Genomic DNA, 18,652 nt, shown 5'->3' with positions numbered 1-18,652 from the left:
GCCTGGGAGAACGGTTATCCATGCAGCTCGCAGCACTTGTCGTGCCGGGAGGCACCCGATCGGTGACGGAGCGTTTCCGCGAAGTGGCGGACGCTCTGCCGGATGTCCCCGCACTCGTGTCCGTCGAAGGGTCGTACACCTTCGCGGAAGCCAACGCCCGCTCCGAGCGCATCGGTGCCGCCTTGGGGGGCGAGGACGATGCGGCGAGCCCCGTTGCCGTCCTGCTGCCCCAGACCGCCGACGGACTGCTCGGCATTCTCGGTGCGCTGAAGTCCGGCCGCCCGGTCGTCCTGCTCGATCCGACCCTGCCGGACGAGAAGCTGCACCGCATCGTGGCGCAGGCAGGTGCGACTGTCTGCCTGACCGACGAGGGCGACCGGGTGCCACTCCGGACGATCTCCCCGGCGGAGGCACTGACCACCGGCTCCCCGGCGGAGGCACTGACCACCGGACCCGGCGATGCCCGTGTCGACAGGGCCGGCCGGGAGGCCGCCTTCATCTGCTTCACCTCCGGCTCGACCGGCCGTCCCAAGGGTGTGGTCCTCACCCACGACATGCTGCTCAACGAGGCGTACGGCGGACGGGACCGGCTCGGCGTCGACGCCGGTGACCGGGTCGCGCTGGTGTTACCCGCCGCCTTCATGGCCGGGCTGACGGTCTTCGTCTTCGCCCTGCTCAACGGTGCCGGTCTCTACGCCTACGACCCCCGGGTACGCGGCATGAGGAACATGGCAGCCTGGCTGCGGTCGGTACAGGTGACCACGTTGCACTGCACACCGTCCCTGCTGCGCTCGCTGCTGGCGGTGCTGGCGCCGGACGAGCGGCTCACCGGCCTGCGTCTGGTCACGACCTGCGGCGAGGCGATCCACGGACGGGACGTGACCGCGCTGCGCCCGCACCTGCCCGCCGACTGCGTCTATACCAGTTGGTCCGGCTCGTCCGAGATCGGCCACCTTGCCTTCTTCCCGATCCCGCCCGGCGACCCCGTGCCCGAGGGCATCGTGCCGGTCGGATTCCCGGCTCCCGGCAAGCAGGTCACGATCGTCGCCGAGAACGGCGAGCCGGTCCCGGCCGGCCAGACCGGAGAGGTCGTGGTCACCTCCGAGTACCTCTCCGGCGGTTACTGGGACGCTCCCGACGAGACCGCGGCGAGATTCAGCGGGACCGTCTACCGCACCGGCGATCTCGGCCGCTTCGACGACCGCGGTGTCCTGCACCTGATGGGGCGACGGGACTCAGCCGTCAAGATTCGCGGCTACCTCGTCGAACCCGCCGAGGTCGAAGCAGCGCTTCTCACCGCTCCGGTCATCGCCGAGGCGGTCGTGGTCCCCGTCCAGCAGGGCTCGCAGCCGGTGCATCTCGCCGCCTACGTGGCCCCGCATCCCACCGCGGGGACGCCCGCACCCGCCACACTCCGTCGGTTCCTGCGGGAACGCCTGCCGTCCTGGATGGTGCCGACCGCGATCGTGGTGCTCCCGAGCCTGCCTCGCAACGAGCGCGGAAAGGTCGACCGGGTCGCCCTGCCGCCGCCACCGGAGAACGACGCCGGCCTGCCGCCTCGCAGCCACTGGGAGGTCATCGTCGCCGACCTCTGGGCACAGGTACTGGACCTGGAATCAGTCGGTGTGCACGACGACTTCATGGCGCTCGGTGGTGACTCGCTCGCCGTCGAGGAACTGCTCGCCGCGGTGGAGGAGCGACTGCGACTCCGGCTCACCTCCGCCGACCTGGTCGCCGCACCGACGGTCGCCGAGTTCGCTCGGCTGGTCAGTCAGGCACGCCCCGCCGGACGGCACCCCACCCTGGTCACTCTCCGAGCGAACGGTGAACGCGAGCCGATCTTCTGCTTCGCCGGTGCCGGCGGGCTCGGCTTCAGCTTCCTGCCGCTGGCCCGGCGGCTCCCCGGCGACCGCCCGGTCCATGCGCTTCAGGCGTACGGGCTGGAGAACCGGGGGCTGCCGGACTGGAGCGTCGGTCGGGCCGCGCGGAGGCACCTGGCCACCATCCGGAAGCTGCAACCACGCGGACCCTACCACCTCGTCGGGCACTCCCTCGGTGGGCTGATCGCGCTGGATGTCGCACATCGGCTGGTCGCGCTCGGCGAGGAGGTGTCCCTGGTCGCCGTCCTCGACACCTATCTGCCGAAGCTTGCCAAGGAGATGACCTTCGCCGGGCCGGTCGGCCGACCGGAGCTGGTGCCGGTGAAGCGGCCGAAGGGAGGGTTGCTCGCCCGGCTGCGCGGAGACTCGCGGGAGCTCTGGTCGTACCGGATGCGCCTGCCTCTGGCCGGTGTCGTCCCGTTCGACGGCATCACCCAGTACGGGGTCTTCTTCGAACAGGGGCACCTGTTGACCCGACTGCACCGGGTACGCCCCTGGGCCGGCCGGTCGCTGCTCTTCCTCGCCGAGGAACATCCGGGTGATCCCGCGGCCTGGGGCGGTGTGCTCACCGGAGACCTCGACATCCATCGGGTCGGCTGCGACCATCCATCGGTGTTGCGGGAACCACACGTCGAGTCCGTGGCGTCCGCCATCGCGAAGGCGCTGTGATGCGACGACGCGGGACCTCACGTCAGGGCCCGGCCATCGTGCTGAAGCACCGGGCACAGCCGCTCGGCCGTCTCGAACAGCTCGTGCTGCGGGGTGACGGGTTGACCACCACCGCCCTGGAGATCCTGACCGGGCGGACCATCACCGTCCGGGTGCACTCGCACTGGCGACTGCCGCTGCACGACGAGATCATGTACCCGGCCGACGAGTTCTACACGGGTCTGGACGCCCCGGACCTGTCGTGGCTCGCGGCACTCGGGATCGACCACCTCGACGCCGCCGTCGGCGACGAACTCCTGATCCGTGACGTGCTGCTGACCGGTGACGACGGCGTCGACTACGCCGCCGCCGCCGTGGTGGCCGTGCTCGACCGGCTGCCCGCGTCCGTCGCCCGCGATCTCGCCTCGACCGACGAGCCGATCGGCCGGATGCTGGCCGCGGCCCGGGTGCCCGTCTCCCGCGAGTTGCGGGACTGGGGTATGCGCCGGCTCGGAGTACGCGGCGCCAGTCTCGGCGTCGACGCCGACGGCATGACACCGGCAAGGACGTACCTCATGCGGCTCGTGGACGATGGTCGGCCGCTCTGCCTGATCACCGAGTGGTTCGCACCCCGTGTCTTCGAGGAGTCGTCGTGAGAACCCAGGTCTGTGTGATCGGTGCCGGGCCAGCTGGTCTGACCCTGGCCCACCTGCTGCACCGGCAGGGCATAGAGTGCGTGGTCATCGAGGCGCAGAGCCAGGCCCACATCGAGTCGCGGGTCCGGGCCGGTGTGCTGGAGCAGCCGACGGTCGACCTCCTCACCGAGATCGGTCTCGCCGACCGGTTGCGTCGTGAGGGGATGCTGCACCACGGCATAAACCTACGCTTCGACGGTGCCACCCACCGCATCGACTTCGCCGAACTGACCGGCGGTCAGGCCATCACCGTCTATGCCCAGCAAGAGCTGGTCAAGGACCTCATCGCATCGCTGGCACCACCGATCCTCTTCGAGGTCGATTCGGTACGCGTCGACGACACCCGGGTGTCGTTCGTGCACGAGGGTGTGGAGCGTACCGTCGACTGTGACTTCGTCGCCGGATGCGACGGATTCCACGGCGTGAGCCGGGCCTCGATCCCGACCGGCGCGCTCAGCGCCTACGAACGCGTCTACCCGTGCGCCTGGCTCGGCATTCTGGCCCGCACCAAACCCGCCGCCGAAGAACTGATCTACGCCCGCCACCCGGACGGTTTCGCCCTGCACAGCATGCGTGGGCCGACGGTGACCCGGCAGTACCTACAGGTGCCGCCCGACACCAGCCTCACCGACTGGCCCGACGACCGGATCTGGGCGGCGCTGAGCCGCCGCCTGGGCGAACCCGGTCTGGAACAGGGTGAGATCTTCGATCGTGGCGTGACGGCGCTGCGCAGTTTCGTCGTCGAGCCGATGCGACACGGCAGTCTCTTCCTCGTCGGCGATTCCGCGCACATCGTTCCCGCCACCGGCGCGAAGGGCCTCAACCTCGCCGTGGCCGACGCGGTCGCCCTCTCGTACGGCCTAGGCGCGCACTACGCGGGTACGCCGGACGAGTTGGCGAAGTACTCCGCCCGGTGCCTACGGCGGGTCTGGCAGGTACAGCACTTCTCGTGGTGGATGACCGCGCTGCTGCACAACCTGACCGGAACGGACGCGTTCGACGAGCGGCTACGGCACGCCGAACTGGACCGGGTCGTGGCCGCACCCAGCGCGGCCCGCAATCTCGCGGAGAACTACGTCGGTCTGCCGTTTGCGGTGGGCTGGTCGTGGCGCTGAGCATCGCGGTCGTCATGCCCACGTACCACCGGACCGACCTGCTCCGCCGGGTGGTGCCCGCCTACCTGAGGCAGGAGCCGGACGAGTTGATCGTGGTGCTCGACGGTCCTCAGCCGGAGCCCCGTGCCTATCTCGACGGACTGCGCGAGCCGCGGCTGCACGTGCTGGAGTTACCGGAGAACGTCGGTCCGGCACGGGCACGTGCGGCAGGGATACGCCACGCCACCTCGGAGATCGTCTTCATCACCGACGACGACATCGTTCCCGGCGAGGCGCTGGTCGACCGCCACCGCGCCTTCCACATCGGGCGCTCCGGTGCGGTGCTCGCCGGGTACATCCCCGTGGCAGACATGCCCCGACATCGGTGCGGGCAGGTCAGCAGCCGGATCTTCGCCGCCGACTACGAACGCGCGATGCGCCGGTGGGACCGTGACCCGACCATGGTCCTCGAAGGGTTGTGGGGCGGGAACGTCAGCATGGAACGCTCGCTCTACCTGGCCGCCGAGGAACTGCGGGAGGAGGGCCGGCTGCGCTACTTCGAGGACCTCGATCTCGGCCTGCGGCTGCGCGCGGTGGGTGCCACCGGGCATTTCGACCGTGACGCCATTGGCCTGCACCTGCACGAGAAGACCAACGCCTCGTTCCTGCAAGAGGCGAGCACCCGTGGCGCCGCCGTACGCGCGATGGAGGAACGTTGGCAGGTCAAACCCTCTGCGACGCACGCTGAGGATGAGCCGGCTGTGGTGGCCCGCCTGCGGCGGGTGGTGGCGGCGAGCCTGCGGCTCGGCTTCGTGGTTCCCCTCACGGTGCTGCTGTTGAAGGGCGCGCTGGTGGTAGCGGGCCGACTGCGCCTGTGGCGGGCCGAGGACTTCGTCGCGCGGCTCCTGCGCGGGATCCTGGAGACAGTGGCCTACGTCCGACGCAGGTGACGAAGTGCGCGAGCGAGCTACGGCTGCGACCCTGGGTCGCCTCGATGCCGCAGCCGTTGGAGCAGCGCGGCGGCGGCCCACCGGAACCGGGCCGGGGTGGTCATCAACAGCAGGAACATACTGACCGCGGGCAGGCCCGGCCGGCCTTCCCGCACGGCGAGCGCGGCGATGCTCCATGCGTCCCGGCGGGAGCCCCGGGCCGCCGCGATCGGTGCGCTCACCGTGATCAGGAAATCACCGAGCGCCCGTGGTGACAGATCTGCCGACCTGCCGAAGGCCACACTCTCCCACCAGCCCTTCCCTGGCGAGCCTGCCGAGGTACCGGGACGGTTGAGCAGGTAGCGCAGCAGCGGACGCTCCACCACCGTCACCCGCACGTCGGCCCGGCGGTCGGCCCGCAGCAGCCACTCCCAGTCCTCGTGCAGGTTGATCGCAGGGTTGAGCGGCTCGGCCAGGAGCAGTTCGCGCGGTGCCAGGATCGCCGACGACCCGCCGAGCGCGGTACGTTGCCGCACCGACGTCCGCCGGAACAGCCGGTCACCCAACGGATGAACGCCGGTGACCGGTTTCGGCACGAAGAGCACCCGTCCTTCCTCGTCCACATCGACACACTGCGCGATGACCACCGGATAGGCGATCTCGGCACATAGCGCGTCGTGCCGGGTGACCTGCTCGGCGAGCTTCGTCGGCAGCCACTCGTCGTCGTCGTCGAGAAAGCCGATCAGAGTGCCGGTGGCGGCCCGGACCCCGGCTGTGCGGGTGGCAGTCGGTCCGCCGCCGTCCGCCACGACGATCCGGACCGGAGCGTCCGGCCACCGGTCACGCCACCGCGCCGCGTGGTCGCGTGCCTGGCCGTCGAAGACGACCAGGACCTCGTGGGGAGGGCGGGTCTGACCCAGCGCGCTCTGCACCGCTCGGCGCAGACTGGGCCGCCCGATCGTGGGGATGACAACGCTGACCGTCGAGTCGGAGCCTGTCTGGTCGACGTGCCGCACTGGTTCAGCCACGACCGGACTCTCCCGCTGGCACGGGTTCCTCCCGACCGGACGTTTCCGCCGCGTCCGGCTCCGCCCCGGCGGCGACCGGGTCCGGCGTCGGCGCCGACCGACGGTAGGCGATCCGGTAGCCCGCGGCGTGGGCCACACGTGGCCACATCACGACTGCCTGCACGACCGTGGCGAGCAGGAAGCCCGCCGCCACGCCGGTCACGCCGTAGAAGGCACCGACCGACCCCAGCGCGATCTCCAACGCCGACCCCGACAGCACACTCGTGGCAGCCAACCGGAGCCTGCCCTGCACCCGGCAGACCGCGATGAACAGCGCCTTGACCGCTGCCGGCAGCGTCGCCACGATGAGCAGGGTCAGTGCCGGTGCCGCCGCCACGTACGCCGATCCGAGGATGCCCAGCGCCCAAGCACCGAGCAGAGGGCTGGCCACCGCTCCCACCGCTGTGACCAGCAGCGCCGTCCGCATCGCCACATGCAGCTCACGGCGTAGGCGGGAATGGTCGCCCGCCGACACGGCGAACAACGCGGTCGACATGTGCACCGAGACGGCCCAGGCGAAGCTCGCGATCTGAAGCGCCATGTAGAAGCCGGCGTTGTCCACCGGATGCAGCACCGTCGCGACGACCATCGGCAGGACGAGCGACGGGGCGTGGGCGGAGACGTTGATGACGTGGTGACCGGTGGCCTTCGCGCCAAGGCCACGTAGCGCGGTGGGCGACGCCGGAAGACGCAACCACCGGGACGGACGGGAGCTGCGGGACAGGACCACACCGACCGAGAGGACCGCGCCAGCCAGCCAGGCGGCATAGATCCAGCCTGCCGAGAGGCCGATGACCGCGGCGAAGATCGGCAACGCGGCCAGCTTGGCGACGGCGAAGCTGGCGTTGCGCAACAACTGGCGGCCGGAGAGCTTCGCCCCGACCAGGGCCAGATCGAGCACCGCGGTAGCGGCGTGCCCGGCCACACCGAGCGCGAAGAGGAACTGCCCGGACCAGGTGGTGAAGAGGGGACCACCGATTCCCAGGATGCCACCGACGACGAGCACGAGCAGATACGACAGGACGAGGCCGGCGGTCGCGCTGACCGCCAGACTCGCACTGACGAGGCGCCAGGGCACGCTGGCTGGACGCCGTGCCAACTCGGCGATGAGCAGGCTACCCAGGCCGAACGTGCAGAACGAACCGATGAGCTGCATCGCGGAGATGGCAGCCGCGGCGGAGCCGACCTCGGCGGGCGAGGCGAGGCGTGCCGCCACCGCCCAGAACGCGAAACCGAGACCGGCGGTGACGACCGTCGAGCCGTAGAGGGCGGCGGCGGAACGCAGCATCGAACTGTCGCGGACCAGCGCCCGTAGCCGACTCACAACACCACCGCCCGTACCGATCGGGCTCCGGTCGGTACCTCGCTGCCACCGTGCACGGTGACCTCGACGGTCCCGGCTTCCGCGGCGGTGACTCGCTGATCCCACCGGTCGCCGTCGTCGAGCGTCACCGGCATCTCCTGCGGCTCGGCACCCGGCGCATCGATGACCACCCGGTACGCCACCTGCCGCCCCTCCCGGTTGGTGACGCTGACCGTGAGGGTGCGGGGCGCATCGTTCAGGGGCACCAGCCCGACCTGGGTGAACGTGACTGACGTGTGGTCGCGTTCACTGGCGACGGAGACACCCCACGCGGTGGCGGCCAGTCCGACGGTGAGCAGACCCGCCAGCACTGGTGCGGCGAGCCGGCGTACCGGCGGGACCGAGCCCCGCGAGAGCCGGGGGGCGACCGGGGCGGCGGTGAGCCGGTTGGCGAACCTCCCGACCAGCAGGTCGGCGACGGCGAGCAGCAGGGTGACGCCCGCGACGAGGACGCCGACCACCGTCGGTGTGGCGGTCACCGCGAAGAGTTCCAGGACCAGCAGCGAGCTCATGGCCAGCGCGAACGAGATTCCGGCAGCCAGGACCGCGCGGTACCACCAGGTAAGCCGCGCCCGGGAGAGCCGCAGGACGAGCCAACCCGGGGTCAGCAGGATCAACACCAGTCCTGCGGGTACCCGCAGCACGGCCCAGTCGAGCCACGCGCCGAGCCCGAAGACGAGGACGACGAGAAATGGCCAGAAGCTCTGCTTACCAGGCATATCGGCTGTTCCTCAGGTCGTACACGCGGATCATCCCGTCGTCGAAGACGACGCCCATCCCCTCGACGGTGTCGAACTTGGCCAGCGCTTCCGGCGGGAAGGGACCGCTGGTGTCCAACCCCGGCGGGTGGTCGCCGATGAAGAACGTGCCGCGTACCGGTGGTTGGTCGAGCAGGCGCCGGTCTGCGACGAGATACCGCACGGAGAGTGCCTGCACCATCGACCGGTCGCTCCAGTCGAAAGCGGGACGGTAGAAGATCCCCGCCGGACTGTTCACCGGATCCAGTCCGCCGATGGTGCCCAGCACGTTCTGGTTGCCGAAGTCGGCGACGAACCGACTACCGGCGGGCAGGTTCTCCCGCGCCCACCAGCCCAGCCCCAGCGTGTGCGGTTCGATGGACGCCTCGTACCCGGCGACGTGGTAGGTGCCGGGTACCCGCAGCCAGTACGGGGGCCATCCGGCTGTCAGTCCGCCGAGGAAGAGCACGAGCAGTGCCAACCCGGCTGCCGCGATCCGCCGCGCACCGGTGAGAGCGACCCGCAGATGCTGTAGACCCAGCGCGAGAACCACCGCCACCAGCAACGTCACATAGGCCGGGGCTCGCCCTGCCAACTCCTCCCCGCGTGGACTGACGACCCGGATGATGATGATCGCCGCTTCGAGACCGGCCATGCCGATGAGCAGCACCGCCAGCCACCAGATCCGTCGACGCAGTGCCCAGAGCCCGAGCAGTCCGGCCGCACCGCCGAGCACGAGGATCGCCGCCGCGGACAACGCCGTCTCGGTCATCGGCTTGGTCGACGCGACCGAGGGACCCGACGGCCCCCCGCCGAGCTGCGTGAAGGTCTCCGCGAGCGCGATCAGAGGTCCCCCGAGGTAGCTGACGGCGGCAGGCGCGACGAACGCCACCCAGGCCGTGGTCATCGCGCAGACCAAGGCGACGAGCGTGCCCACCGCCGGCAACGAGCGTCGCAGCGGGCGCAGTGCCGCAGCGCAGAGCACTGCGGTGAGCAGCAACGCCACGCACACCACCATCGTCAGGTGATGGGTGACCAGCACACCGCCGCAGAACAGCAGCCCGAGCAGGACTCGCCCGACCGGGCGCCGAGGATCCCGCAGCAGGCTCACCACCTGCGTAAAGGCGAGCGCCAACATCGGCAGGGCCGCAGTGGTGTAGAGGAACATGGAGGTGAAGAAGCCGTGGTTCGGGTTGGTCAGGTAGACAAGGGTCGCCAGCGCGACGATGTCCCAACGGGGAGTCACCTGCCGCACCAGGGCCAGCACCGCCGCGGTCAGCAGCATCGTCGACGCGGCACACACCACCACTGCGGCGGGGAAGAACGCCAGCCCGGTGACGTGCATGACAGTCACGGTCAGGATCTCCAGCCCGGGGAAGACCGGGCTGATCGGCAGACTGTAGTTCGTCGGAAAGAGCCGCCCGCTGTCCAGCATGCCGAGGGTGGTCTGCCAGTGCTGGAGCTCGTCGGCGAACTTGAAGTTGATCGGCGAGTACGCGACCTTGATCGCGTACTGTGCCGCGGTGAACGCGAAGAGTGATGCGACCCGTAGTGCCGGAGTCAGCCGAGGGTGCAGGCACGCCGCCCCGGTCACGGCGATGAGCAGAAGTTGACCACTCCAGTAGGCGCCTGTCGCCCAACCGGCATCGCTGCGTCCACCGGCGAAGGAAATCGCAACGAGGAGGAACGAGAGCGCCGTCGCCGGAAACGCGACCAACCCGAAGGCTCGTGCCGACTGCCAGATCGCCAGTGTCTTCTCCTGCTCCGGCCCGTGCGGCACCGGCTCGGGCCTCGCCGGTTCGTGCTCCACCCGGACGGGCCGGCCCAACTCCGGCTGCGGTGCCACACGAACCAACGTCTGGTCAACTGTCACGTCGGACCTGCCGCCGACTGCGTAGGTACCGCCACGGACCGATCGCCATCCCGCGCTTGTTGAGGCTCATGAACTCCGAGGGCATCCCCTCGCGCAATCCGATGTTACGCAGGCTCCCGCCGCTACTCACATCCCGCAGGGCGGTCGGCGCCAGCCGCAGCAGTCGGGGCAACAGCAGGGGCCGGTCCAGGAGCAGACTGGTGTAGAAAGCGGTCAACGCCACACCATAACCCCGCATCTGGGCGGCTAGGCGTTCCGTCTCACGACGGTGATAGTGCCGGGTCAGGGCAGCCGGGCGGTAGAGCAGCGGCCGGTCGGCCAACAGCAACCTGGTGAAGATCAACGTGTCCTCACCTCCCTCGGCGAGGGTGCCCGCGCCGAGCGCCTCGTCGAAGCCGCCGACAGCGACCAGATCCGTGTGACGGAACGCCATGTTGGCCCCGACCCCGAACGGCGGCAGTGGATAGAGCGGGCTCTGTCGCATCGCCCCCGGCACGAAGTCGGCAGCGGTGAACCCGCGCCCCTTGCTGTGTCCGCCGAACGCCTCGTACCAGGCCTGAGCGGCGGTCTCGATCTCGGCGGGCACCACGACACCTGACATTCCGGCGGCGTCAGGGTATTCGAGGAAGGCGCGGGCGATCTCGGTGAGCCACCGCACATCGGCGACCTCGTCGTCGTCGATCCAGGCGACCAACTCGGTGTCGATCTCGGCCAGGGCGCGGTTACGGGCCCGGGACAGGCCCGGCCGTGGCTCCACGACATATCTCACCGAGGGGAAGTCGGCGACCACTCGGCAGGTGGCTTCACTGGTGGGGGCATTGTCGACGACCAGGATCGTGGCATGCGGGTAGTCCTGCCGCAGCAGGCTCTCCAGGCAGCGACGCAGCGCTTCCGGACGTTCGCGGGTGCAGACCACCGCGGTCACCGTGGCACCGTCGCGGCAGGCCCGTTCCCGGGCCGCTTGCAGGGCGGCCGGATCGGGCACCCGGACACCGGTGAACGCCTCGGTGACCGCAGCCGCAGGCAGACCGCCGTCAGGGATGGCCAGGGTGAGCATGCCGACGGGCAGGCCGTGGTCGCGCAGGACGATCCAGGCACGGGTACGCCGCACACCGTCGGAAGTGCGGTCGGCTATGTCCACGGGAGCGGTCAGCTCGAAGTCGGTGACCAGATCCGGCCCGGATCCGTCCAACAGCCTGACGGGTGTCGTCACGCCGGTACCCGTTCGACACCATACAACTCCAGGTAGCCCTCCACGATCTCGTCCCACGACCGTACGTCGGCGAATCGGCGACCCCGGTAGGCGGTGACCTCGACCAGCGCGGCGGCCAGGGCGGCGGGGTCCTGCGGCGGCACCCGCAGGACACCCTCGTACCCATCGGTCGCCTCGCCCAGCCCGCCCACCTCGGACACGATCACCGGCAGCCCGGAGGACATGGCGATGTGCAACGGACCGGAGGACGACGAGCGCCGGTAGGGCAGGGCGACCGCGTCGGCGGCCGCAAAGAAGCGGGCCACCTCCGCGTCGCTGACGTAACGGTTAACGATGGTGATCCGGTCGGCGTAGCGGGAGGCGGCGGCTGCCCGCAACGGGGCGTGCCAGCCCTCCCAGGTCTCACCGACGATGGTGAGACGCAGCCGCGCGGCCTGCTCCGGTGGGAGCGAGTCGAAGGCGGCGACCAGGTCCTCCACCCCCTTGTACGGCCGGATGACCCCGAAGTAGAGGACCTCGGTCACCCCGTCGTCGGCCTTCGCCGTACTGGTGCCGGCTCCGGTCACGGCTTCGTGGGCCGGTGCCGGCGCCTCCTCGACGTGGTGGTCGTAGGGGCCGTGCGGCACGACGACGTACCGGGCCCCGTCGAGTGGGTAGTGCTCGACGAGCATCGCGCGATCGAACTCACTGTGGACCACGTGTCCGTCAGCGAGCCGGATCAGCCGCTGGATCAATGCCCTGGCGTAGCGCCGTACGCCAGGTATCCGCACCTCACCGGTGTCCTGCACCTCGTGCCACTCGATCAGCACCCGGGCTCCGTGACGACGCGCGTACCAGGCCAGGACGAGGTACGAGTGCAGGACGGCTGCGGTCCACCACTGGAAGACGACCAGCTCCGGCCGCTGGCGGCGGACGAAGCGCAGGGCGCGTACCAGTGACGGCAGCCAGTACCAGTCGACCCCGTCGTGAACGGTGACCGTCGGTTCGTACGCCAGGTCGTGGACATGGGTGCCGACCCGACGCCGACCCGGATAGAGGAACCGGGGAATCAGGCGACGCATGAGCAGGACACCGGTGGTGGTACGAGCGCTCAGCGCGTTCGCCACCCGGCACGTGTAGTAGCTGATGCCGGAGGTGAAGCGGAAGCCCGAACCGACGACCAGCACCCTGGGTGGGGGCTGCGACATGGTCAGGCGGCCCTCTCGTCGGCGACGAGCCCGGCATGTACCAGGTCCGCACGCCGTTGTGCGGGTACGAGTTCGGAAATGATGACCTTCGGGGCAGCCATCACAGCTCGGGCGATGGCCCGGTGACGCCGTGCGGACTGGCGTTCGGTGAGGATGGTCTTGAGAACGCGCAGTCCGTCGCGGACGGCCGAGAGGTTGCTGGTGCCGTGGATGCGCGACAGCTCGACACTCGGCACCTCGCGTACCCGCAGCCCGGCCACGGCGACCCGGCAGTTGAGCACGGTCTCGATCTCGAAACCGTCTCCCCAGCGCATCACCTGACCTTCCGGTTTCGGGTCGGGAAGCACCAGGCTGGGCAACACGTCGCGCCAGAAGGCGTTGTAGCCGTAGCAGAGATCGCTGTAGCGGGTCCGGAACAGCCGGTTGGTGAACCAGGTCAGGCTCCGGTTGCCCAGGCCCCGGATGATGGTGAGGTCCTGGCTGCCACCGCCGGGCATGACCCGGCTTCCCTTGGCGAAGTCCGCCCCCTCGGTGAGGGTGTGGACGAACCTCTGGATCTCCTCCGGGTCGGCGGAGCCGTCTGCGTCGAACATGACGATGATGTCACCGGTGGCCTCGGCGAAGCCGCAGGCCAGTGCGTTGCCCTTGCCTCGCCGGGTCTGTCCGACGATCCGGGCCGACGGCTTGACCCGGCGGACGGTTTCGATGGTGTCGTCGACGGAGGCGCCGTCCACGACGACGATCTCGTGTACGTCCGGTAGCCTGGGCAGAACCTCCTCCAGGTTGCGGGCCTCGTTGCGGGCCGGGATCACCACGGTGACGGTGGGTTGGGTCTGGGGTCGTGGGCGCAGGGGCTGCACCGGTTGGCCTCCTGTGGGTCGTGCAGCTCGATGGCGACGCTCGGCTAGGGAGAGTGGGAGGAGACGGTCCGACTCAGAGCGGGTTCATCAGGAAGACCGAGCCCTCGGTCTGGCTGCTCGAGTAGACGGCACCGGTCTTCTGGTTGACGGCCAGACCGAGGGCGGCCGGACGCACTCGCAGCCGGGTGACCGTGTGGGCGATGTCGTCGATGACGGTCACCGCACCCTTCTGTTCGAAGTTGGTCACGTAGACCTTCTTCGTCACCGCGTTGTACTCGACAGCGGTCGGGCTGCCGCCCACGTACGCCTTGCCGACGATGTTGAGGGTCCTGCCGTCGATGACCGAGAGGGTCTCGCTGGTGTAGTTGGAGACGTAGATCTTGTTGTCGGCAGCGTTGACGGAGATGCCGAGCGCGTACATGTCGACCGGCACGTTGGCGGTGATGGTGTTGGTGGCGCCGTCGATGACCGTGACGGAGCTACCGGAGCCGCGCCGATTCGCGTTCGACACGTAGACCATGTTCGTGACCGGGTTGACGGCCACCTTTGCCGGCTCGATGAGACCGATCTCGATGCTGGCCTCGACGGCGAGGGTGGCGCCGTCGAGCACGGCGAGCCTGCCCTGGTTGGTCAGGGTGACGTAGAGCTTGTTGGTGACCGGGTTGACGGCGAGGCCGCGCGGCTGGCCAGCGACCTCAGCAGTGCGGACCACCTGGTTGGTCCGGCCGTCGATGGCGTAGACCAGCTCGGTGAAGATCTGGTCGCCAGCGTAGACCATGTCGGTTTCCTGGTTGGCGGTCAGCCCGAACGCGCTTCCCGCACCGAGGTTGACCTCACCGACGAGCCTGGACGCACCGGCGTTGACGACCCTGATGGTGTGCCTGGGCTCACGTGTCGAGGTGTTGGTCCAGGGGTTCGCCGCGTAGACCCGGCGCAGGTTGGGCAGGCAGGCCAGTTCGTAGAGCCACGACTCGTCCGTGACGACGGGCACCACGCTGCTGTAACCCCACCAACTGGACGCCGACGCAGCCGAGCCGACACCGACGGCGACTGTGGAGGCGGCGGCCACGGCGCCGGCACCGGCTAGCAGTGAACGGCGACTCACACCACGTTGACCAGACATGAGGACTCCTTGCGAGATCGTTTCAAAGCAACTCGCGAAGAAGTTAGCTTAGGCTAACCTTAAAAACAATGTACTGCGAAATTATTCACGTGCCGGCCCGGTAGACGTCCAAAAAGGACTATGAGCCTCGTAACCTGCGCGACACCTCACGTCCCACCCTGCGCAACTGCTCCGGTCGCACCATTGCGGGATGTGTGCAGTCCAGTGGGTGGATCGTCAGACCGGCCACGTACGGAGACCAGCCCTGCGGATCCAACCAGTCCTCGGCCCTGGGTGCCGCGGCCACGAAGAGCAACGCCTCACCGTCGAACTTCCGGTGCTGGTGCGTACGCATCATCCGGGCGTTGTCGGCGACCACCTCGGGCACCTTCGCGAGCACGGACCGGTCGAGCTCAGCCAGTGGGCTGCCGCTCCGCGTCAACAACGCCAGCACCGACTCGGTGTTCAACTCGCCGACGACCGACGATTCGTCGTAACCGGCCATGAAGAGCAGTGCCCGCAACGCGTCCACCCTGCTCGGCGCGGGCAGGTCTCGCCACTGGTCACCGGGGTAGGCGTCGAGCAGGGCCAACACACTCACCGATTCACCCGCAGCGCGGAGTTCCACGGCAACCGCGTGCGCCAGGACACCCCCCACGGACCAACCGGCCAGCGCGTACGGCCCGTGCGGTCGCACGGCGCGGATCTGCCGCACGTACTCCTGCGCCGTCTCGGCCAACGAACGCGCGGCGAGCGGCCCGGTCAGCCCCGCCGATTGCAGGCCGTACACCGCGACGGACGGATCGACGTGCGGCAGCAGTCCGGCGTAACACCAGGCCAGACCACCCGCCGGATGTACGCAGAAGAGCGCCGGTCCGCCCGCCGCAGGGCGTAGCGGCAACAGTGTCCCGAGCGCCTCGTCACCCCGGGTCCCCTCGTGCAGACGCGCGGCCATCCCGGCGATCGTCGGCGCGGCGAAGACCGCGGCGAGTGGCAGTGCCACGCCCAACTCGGTGCGGATCCGCCGGACCAGGGTGGCGGCGGACAGCGAATGCCCACCCAGGTCGAAGAAGTTCGACTCGGATCCCGGCACCGGTGTGCCGAGCACCTCGGCGACCAACTCGGCCAGCATGATCTCGGTCGGGGTACGCGGCGGCGTGGTCGAACCCGTCGAAGGTGGTGACACCGCATCGGGCTGCTCCCGGGCGGCGCGGGCCAGTGCCTGTCGGTCGAGTTTGCCACTCGGCGTCAGTGGCAGTTCCTCCACCGACACGAAGACGGCGGGGATCATCTGTTCCGGCAGCGTTCGACCCAGGTGGGCACGACACCGCTGGATGTCGAGCGAGCCGACGAGGTAGGCGAAGAGTCGGTCGTCGACCAGGGTGACGGCGGCCTGTCGCACTCCTGGGCACTGGTTGAGCGTGGCCTCGATCTCACCGAGTTCGACCCGCACGCCACGGACCTTGACCTGCCCGTCGGCTCTGCCAAGGAACTCGATGGCCCCGTCCGGACGCCAGCGGGCCAGGTCGCCGGTACGGTACATGCGTTCGTCGGGGCCTGCCCACGGGTCCGGCACGAAACGCTCGGCCGTCAGTTCCGGACGATCGAGATAGCCGGTGGCGACCTGGCGTCCGGCGATGTGCAACTCACCCACGGCCCCCGGCGGCACCGGGGCTCCGCCCGGGTCGAGCAGGTAGATGCGGGTGTTCCAGACCGGGTGGCCGATCGGTACCGGCCCCGGCGGGTCGTCGGGTGAGCACTGCCAGGAGGTGACGTCGACCGCCGCCTCGGTCGGACCGTAGAGGTTGTGCAGTTCGGCACCGATGATGTCGTGGTGCCGGCGGACCAGATCGTCAGGCAGTTCCTCGCCGCTACAGATGACCCGCCGGAGCACCGCCGCCGTGCGCCCGGTGGTCTCCTCGGCGAGGAAGACCCGCAACATCGACGGCACGAAGTGCACAGTGGTGGTCTTCTCCTCGACGATCACCTCGGCCAGGTATCGGGGATCCCGGTGCCCGTCCGGTCGGGCCATCACCACCGTCGCGCCGACGATCAACGGCCAGAAGAACTCCCAGACACTGACATCGAACCCCGAAGGGGTCTTCTGTAGCACCCGCTCGCCGTGGGTCAGTCCGTATCGGTGCTGCATCCAGAGCAACCGGTTGACGATGGCCCGGTGTGGCACCAGCACCCCCTTGGGGCGTCCGGTCGACCCGGAGGTATAGATCGCGTAGGCGGTGTCGGTGGGGCCTGCCGCGCCGTCCGGGGAGGCTGGTGCCCCGGCAGGATCGGCGGGTGCTCCGGATGCCGGTGACGCGGTCAGATCGGGCAGGGCGTCGAGCACCCAGACCGGCCGCGCGTCGGCGAGCATGAAGGCGATCCGGTCGGCCGGATAGGACAGGTCGAGCGGAAGGTAGCCGGCACCGGACCGCAGGACGCCGAGCAGCGCCACCATCAGGTCCAGGCCGCGCGGCATCGCGACCCCGACGAGTGTGCCCGGCCGGGCGCCACGAGCGACGAGCCACCGAGCCAAGCGGTCGGCCCGCTCGTGCAACTCGGCGTAGGTCAGCTCCGCGCCCTCCGCGCGTACCGCCGCTGCGTGCGGCGTACGCGCGGCCTGCTCGACGAGCAACTGCGTCAGCGTTCGGTCGGGTACCGGGTGAGCGGTGTCGTTCCAGGCACGAAGCACCAGGTCCCGCTCGGCCTCGGTGAGGATCCCGACCTCGTCGACCGGAGTGTCGGGGTCCAGCGTGGCGTACCGGGTGAGCAGCGACGCGATCCGGCGGGCGTGACCGTCGAGCTCCTCGTCGTCGTAGCACGAGGGGTTGGCGTCCACGGTGAGGTCGAGGCGGCCGGTGTCGGTCTGCAACCCGATGGTCACCTCCAGGTCCTCGGTCGGACCGGTGGCCAGGTAACGCACCCGCCCCGTGACGCCGCCGCCGAAGGCGAGATCGCGCCGGAACGGCTTGATGTTGATCTGCGGCCCGAAGAGCCGCTGGCCGGTACCCACCAGGCCGAGATCCCGCTGTAGCCACTCGTAGCGGTAGCGCTGGTGCCGCAGTGCCTCCCGCAGTTCCCGCCGAACGACGTCGAGCACCTGCCGCACCGTCGCTGCCGCAGGCAGCGTCACCCGGATCGGCAGCACGTTGACCACACTGGCCGGCACCCGGGCGGCGGCCGTACCGTACCGGCCCGCCACCGGCATGCCGAGCACGAGATCGTGGACGCCCGTGCTCCGGTACAGGTAGACGGTGACGGCGGCGAACACCAACTCCGCCCAGGTGGCGTCGAGACGGTCGGCGGCGGCGCGGATGCCGTCCCCCACCGCCTCCGGAAACTCGATGTGCCGGACCGCGTGACGGTGCGCCGGGGCAGCCACGCGGTGCCCCGGTGAGACCGGTCCTCCGGCGTCTCGCAGGCGGTCGAGCCAGAACTCCCGGTCGACGGTGGCCCGTTCCGAGGCCAGGTAGGTCTGTTCGTCCGTGTGGAGGTCGACCAGCGGCCGGAAGCCGGCCGGCACGCGTGCGTCCCCGCCCGACGCCGTGTAGGCAGCGATGATCCGCTCGGTGAGCATGGCGAACCCGTAACCGTCGAGCAGGACGTGGTGCGCCCGCAGATACCACGTGCTGCGTTCCGGCCCGTGTCGCAGCAGGGCGTGCCGGTACAGGGCCGCCGCGCCGGTGAGCGGCAGCGCGACGGCGAGGTCCTCGTCGACGAAACGGGTCACCTCCGCCTCACCGGAGACCTCGATCACCTCAAGGGCCGGGACCGGGCGTTCGGTGAACCACATCTGCTCACCGTCGGTGGCGAGTCCGACACCGAGCACCTCGGCCGTCGCGGTGACCAGTTCGGTGGCCTTCACGAGACGCTCGATGTCGAGTGGCCCGTCGATGTCGACCCGGTGGGCGCACAGGAATGTCGGATTCGTCGGGTCGAGGAGTTGGGCGAAGCACAGTGCCTGCTGAGCTGCGGTCAACGGACGGCGATCCATAGTTAGGCTAGGC

At 69.6% G+C, this 18,652-nt stretch carries 13 protein-coding genes; 4 read left to right on the top strand and 9 right to left on the bottom strand.

Going from position 1 to position 18,652, the window contains the following annotated elements; all coding sequences use genetic code 11:
• Window positions 1–62: 62 nt before the first annotated feature.
• From ID554_RS18260 to ID554_RS18245, 4 genes are read left to right on the top strand one after another with little or no spacing between them, the layout of a single operon-like run.
• Window positions 63–2,549: an alpha/beta fold hydrolase gene (locus tag ID554_RS18260; RefSeq protein ID WP_158573667.1), complete on the top strand. Its 2,487-nt coding sequence runs from the start codon at window positions 63–65 to the stop codon at window positions 2,547–2,549.
• On the top strand, window positions 2,549–3,184 hold the full coding sequence (locus ID554_RS18255; RefSeq protein ID WP_117226381.1) for a chorismate pyruvate-lyase family protein: 636 nt from the start codon (window positions 2,549–2,551) through the stop codon (window positions 3,182–3,184). Before ID554_RS18260 ends, ID554_RS18255 begins: the two co-directional genes overlap by 1 nt.
• Window positions 3,181–4,338, top strand: coding sequence for a 4-hydroxybenzoate 3-monooxygenase (locus tag ID554_RS18250; protein ID WP_117226382.1), 1,158 nt, complete (start codon window positions 3,181–3,183; stop codon window positions 4,336–4,338). The genes ID554_RS18255 and ID554_RS18250 overlap by 4 nt, the downstream gene beginning before the upstream one ends.
• Window positions 4,329–5,267 carry a glycosyltransferase family 2 protein gene (locus ID554_RS18245; RefSeq protein ID WP_117226383.1) on the top strand — a complete coding sequence of 313 codons (939 nt, stop codon included), beginning with the start codon at window positions 4,329–4,331 and terminating at the stop codon, window positions 5,265–5,267. Before ID554_RS18250 ends, ID554_RS18245 begins: the two co-directional genes overlap by 10 nt.
• A gap of 17 nt (window positions 5,268–5,284) precedes the next feature.
• Here the strand turns inward: ID554_RS18245 and ID554_RS18240 are convergent, their stop codons facing one another.
• From ID554_RS18240 to ID554_RS18200, 9 genes are all read right to left on the bottom strand, one after another.
• Entirely contained in the window at window positions 5,285–6,274 is a 990-nt protein-coding gene (locus ID554_RS18240) for a glycosyltransferase family 2 protein (protein WP_158573668.1), read from the bottom strand.
• The gene (locus ID554_RS18235) at window positions 6,267–7,637 is read right to left on the bottom strand and encodes a lipopolysaccharide biosynthesis protein (RefSeq protein WP_158573669.1); all 1,371 of its coding nucleotides are present in this window, start codon (window positions 7,635–7,637) and stop codon (window positions 6,267–6,269) included. The genes ID554_RS18240 and ID554_RS18235 overlap by 8 nt, the downstream gene beginning before the upstream one ends.
• Window positions 7,634–8,395 carry a hypothetical protein gene (locus ID554_RS18230; RefSeq protein ID WP_117226385.1) on the bottom strand — a complete coding sequence of 254 codons (762 nt, stop codon included), beginning with the start codon at window positions 8,393–8,395 and terminating at the stop codon, window positions 7,634–7,636. Before ID554_RS18230 ends, ID554_RS18235 begins: the two co-directional genes overlap by 4 nt.
• The gene (locus ID554_RS18225; protein ID WP_117226386.1) at window positions 8,385–10,259 is read right to left on the bottom strand and encodes a fused MFS transporter/spermidine synthase family protein; all 1,875 of its coding nucleotides are present in this window, start codon (window positions 10,257–10,259) and stop codon (window positions 8,385–8,387) included. Before ID554_RS18225 ends, ID554_RS18230 begins: the two co-directional genes overlap by 11 nt.
• A gap of 16 nt (window positions 10,260–10,275) precedes the next feature.
• Entirely contained in the window at window positions 10,276–11,499 is a 1,224-nt protein-coding gene (locus ID554_RS18220; RefSeq protein WP_117226387.1) for a glycosyltransferase family 2 protein, read from the bottom strand.
• Window positions 11,496–12,686, bottom strand: a complete 1,191-nt coding sequence (locus ID554_RS18215; RefSeq protein WP_223884141.1) for a glycosyltransferase — start codon at window positions 12,684–12,686, stop codon at window positions 11,496–11,498. The genes ID554_RS18220 and ID554_RS18215 overlap by 4 nt, the downstream gene beginning before the upstream one ends.
• Window positions 12,687–12,688: 2 nt before the next feature.
• Window positions 12,689–13,546 (bottom strand): glycosyltransferase family 2 protein, encoded by an 858-nt coding sequence (locus ID554_RS18210; protein WP_223884140.1) that lies wholly within the window; start codon window positions 13,544–13,546, stop codon window positions 12,689–12,691.
• Between the two features lie 73 nt (window positions 13,547–13,619).
• On the bottom strand, window positions 13,620–14,669 hold the full coding sequence (locus tag ID554_RS18205; protein ID WP_147333388.1) for a YncE family protein: 1,050 nt from the start codon (window positions 14,667–14,669) through the stop codon (window positions 13,620–13,622).
• Between the two features lie 118 nt (window positions 14,670–14,787).
• Entirely contained in the window at window positions 14,788–18,639 is a 3,852-nt protein-coding gene (locus tag ID554_RS18200; protein WP_117226390.1) for a non-ribosomal peptide synthetase, read from the bottom strand.
• Window positions 18,640–18,652: the final 13 nt, after the last annotated feature.

The organism is Micromonospora craniellae (assembly GCF_014764405.1).
GTDB classification, from domain to species: Bacteria; Actinomycetota; Actinomycetes; order Mycobacteriales; family Micromonosporaceae; genus Micromonospora; species Micromonospora craniellae.
The sequence above is the reverse complement of the archived record's forward strand: the minus strand, read 5'-3'. Positions and strand labels throughout refer to the sequence as shown.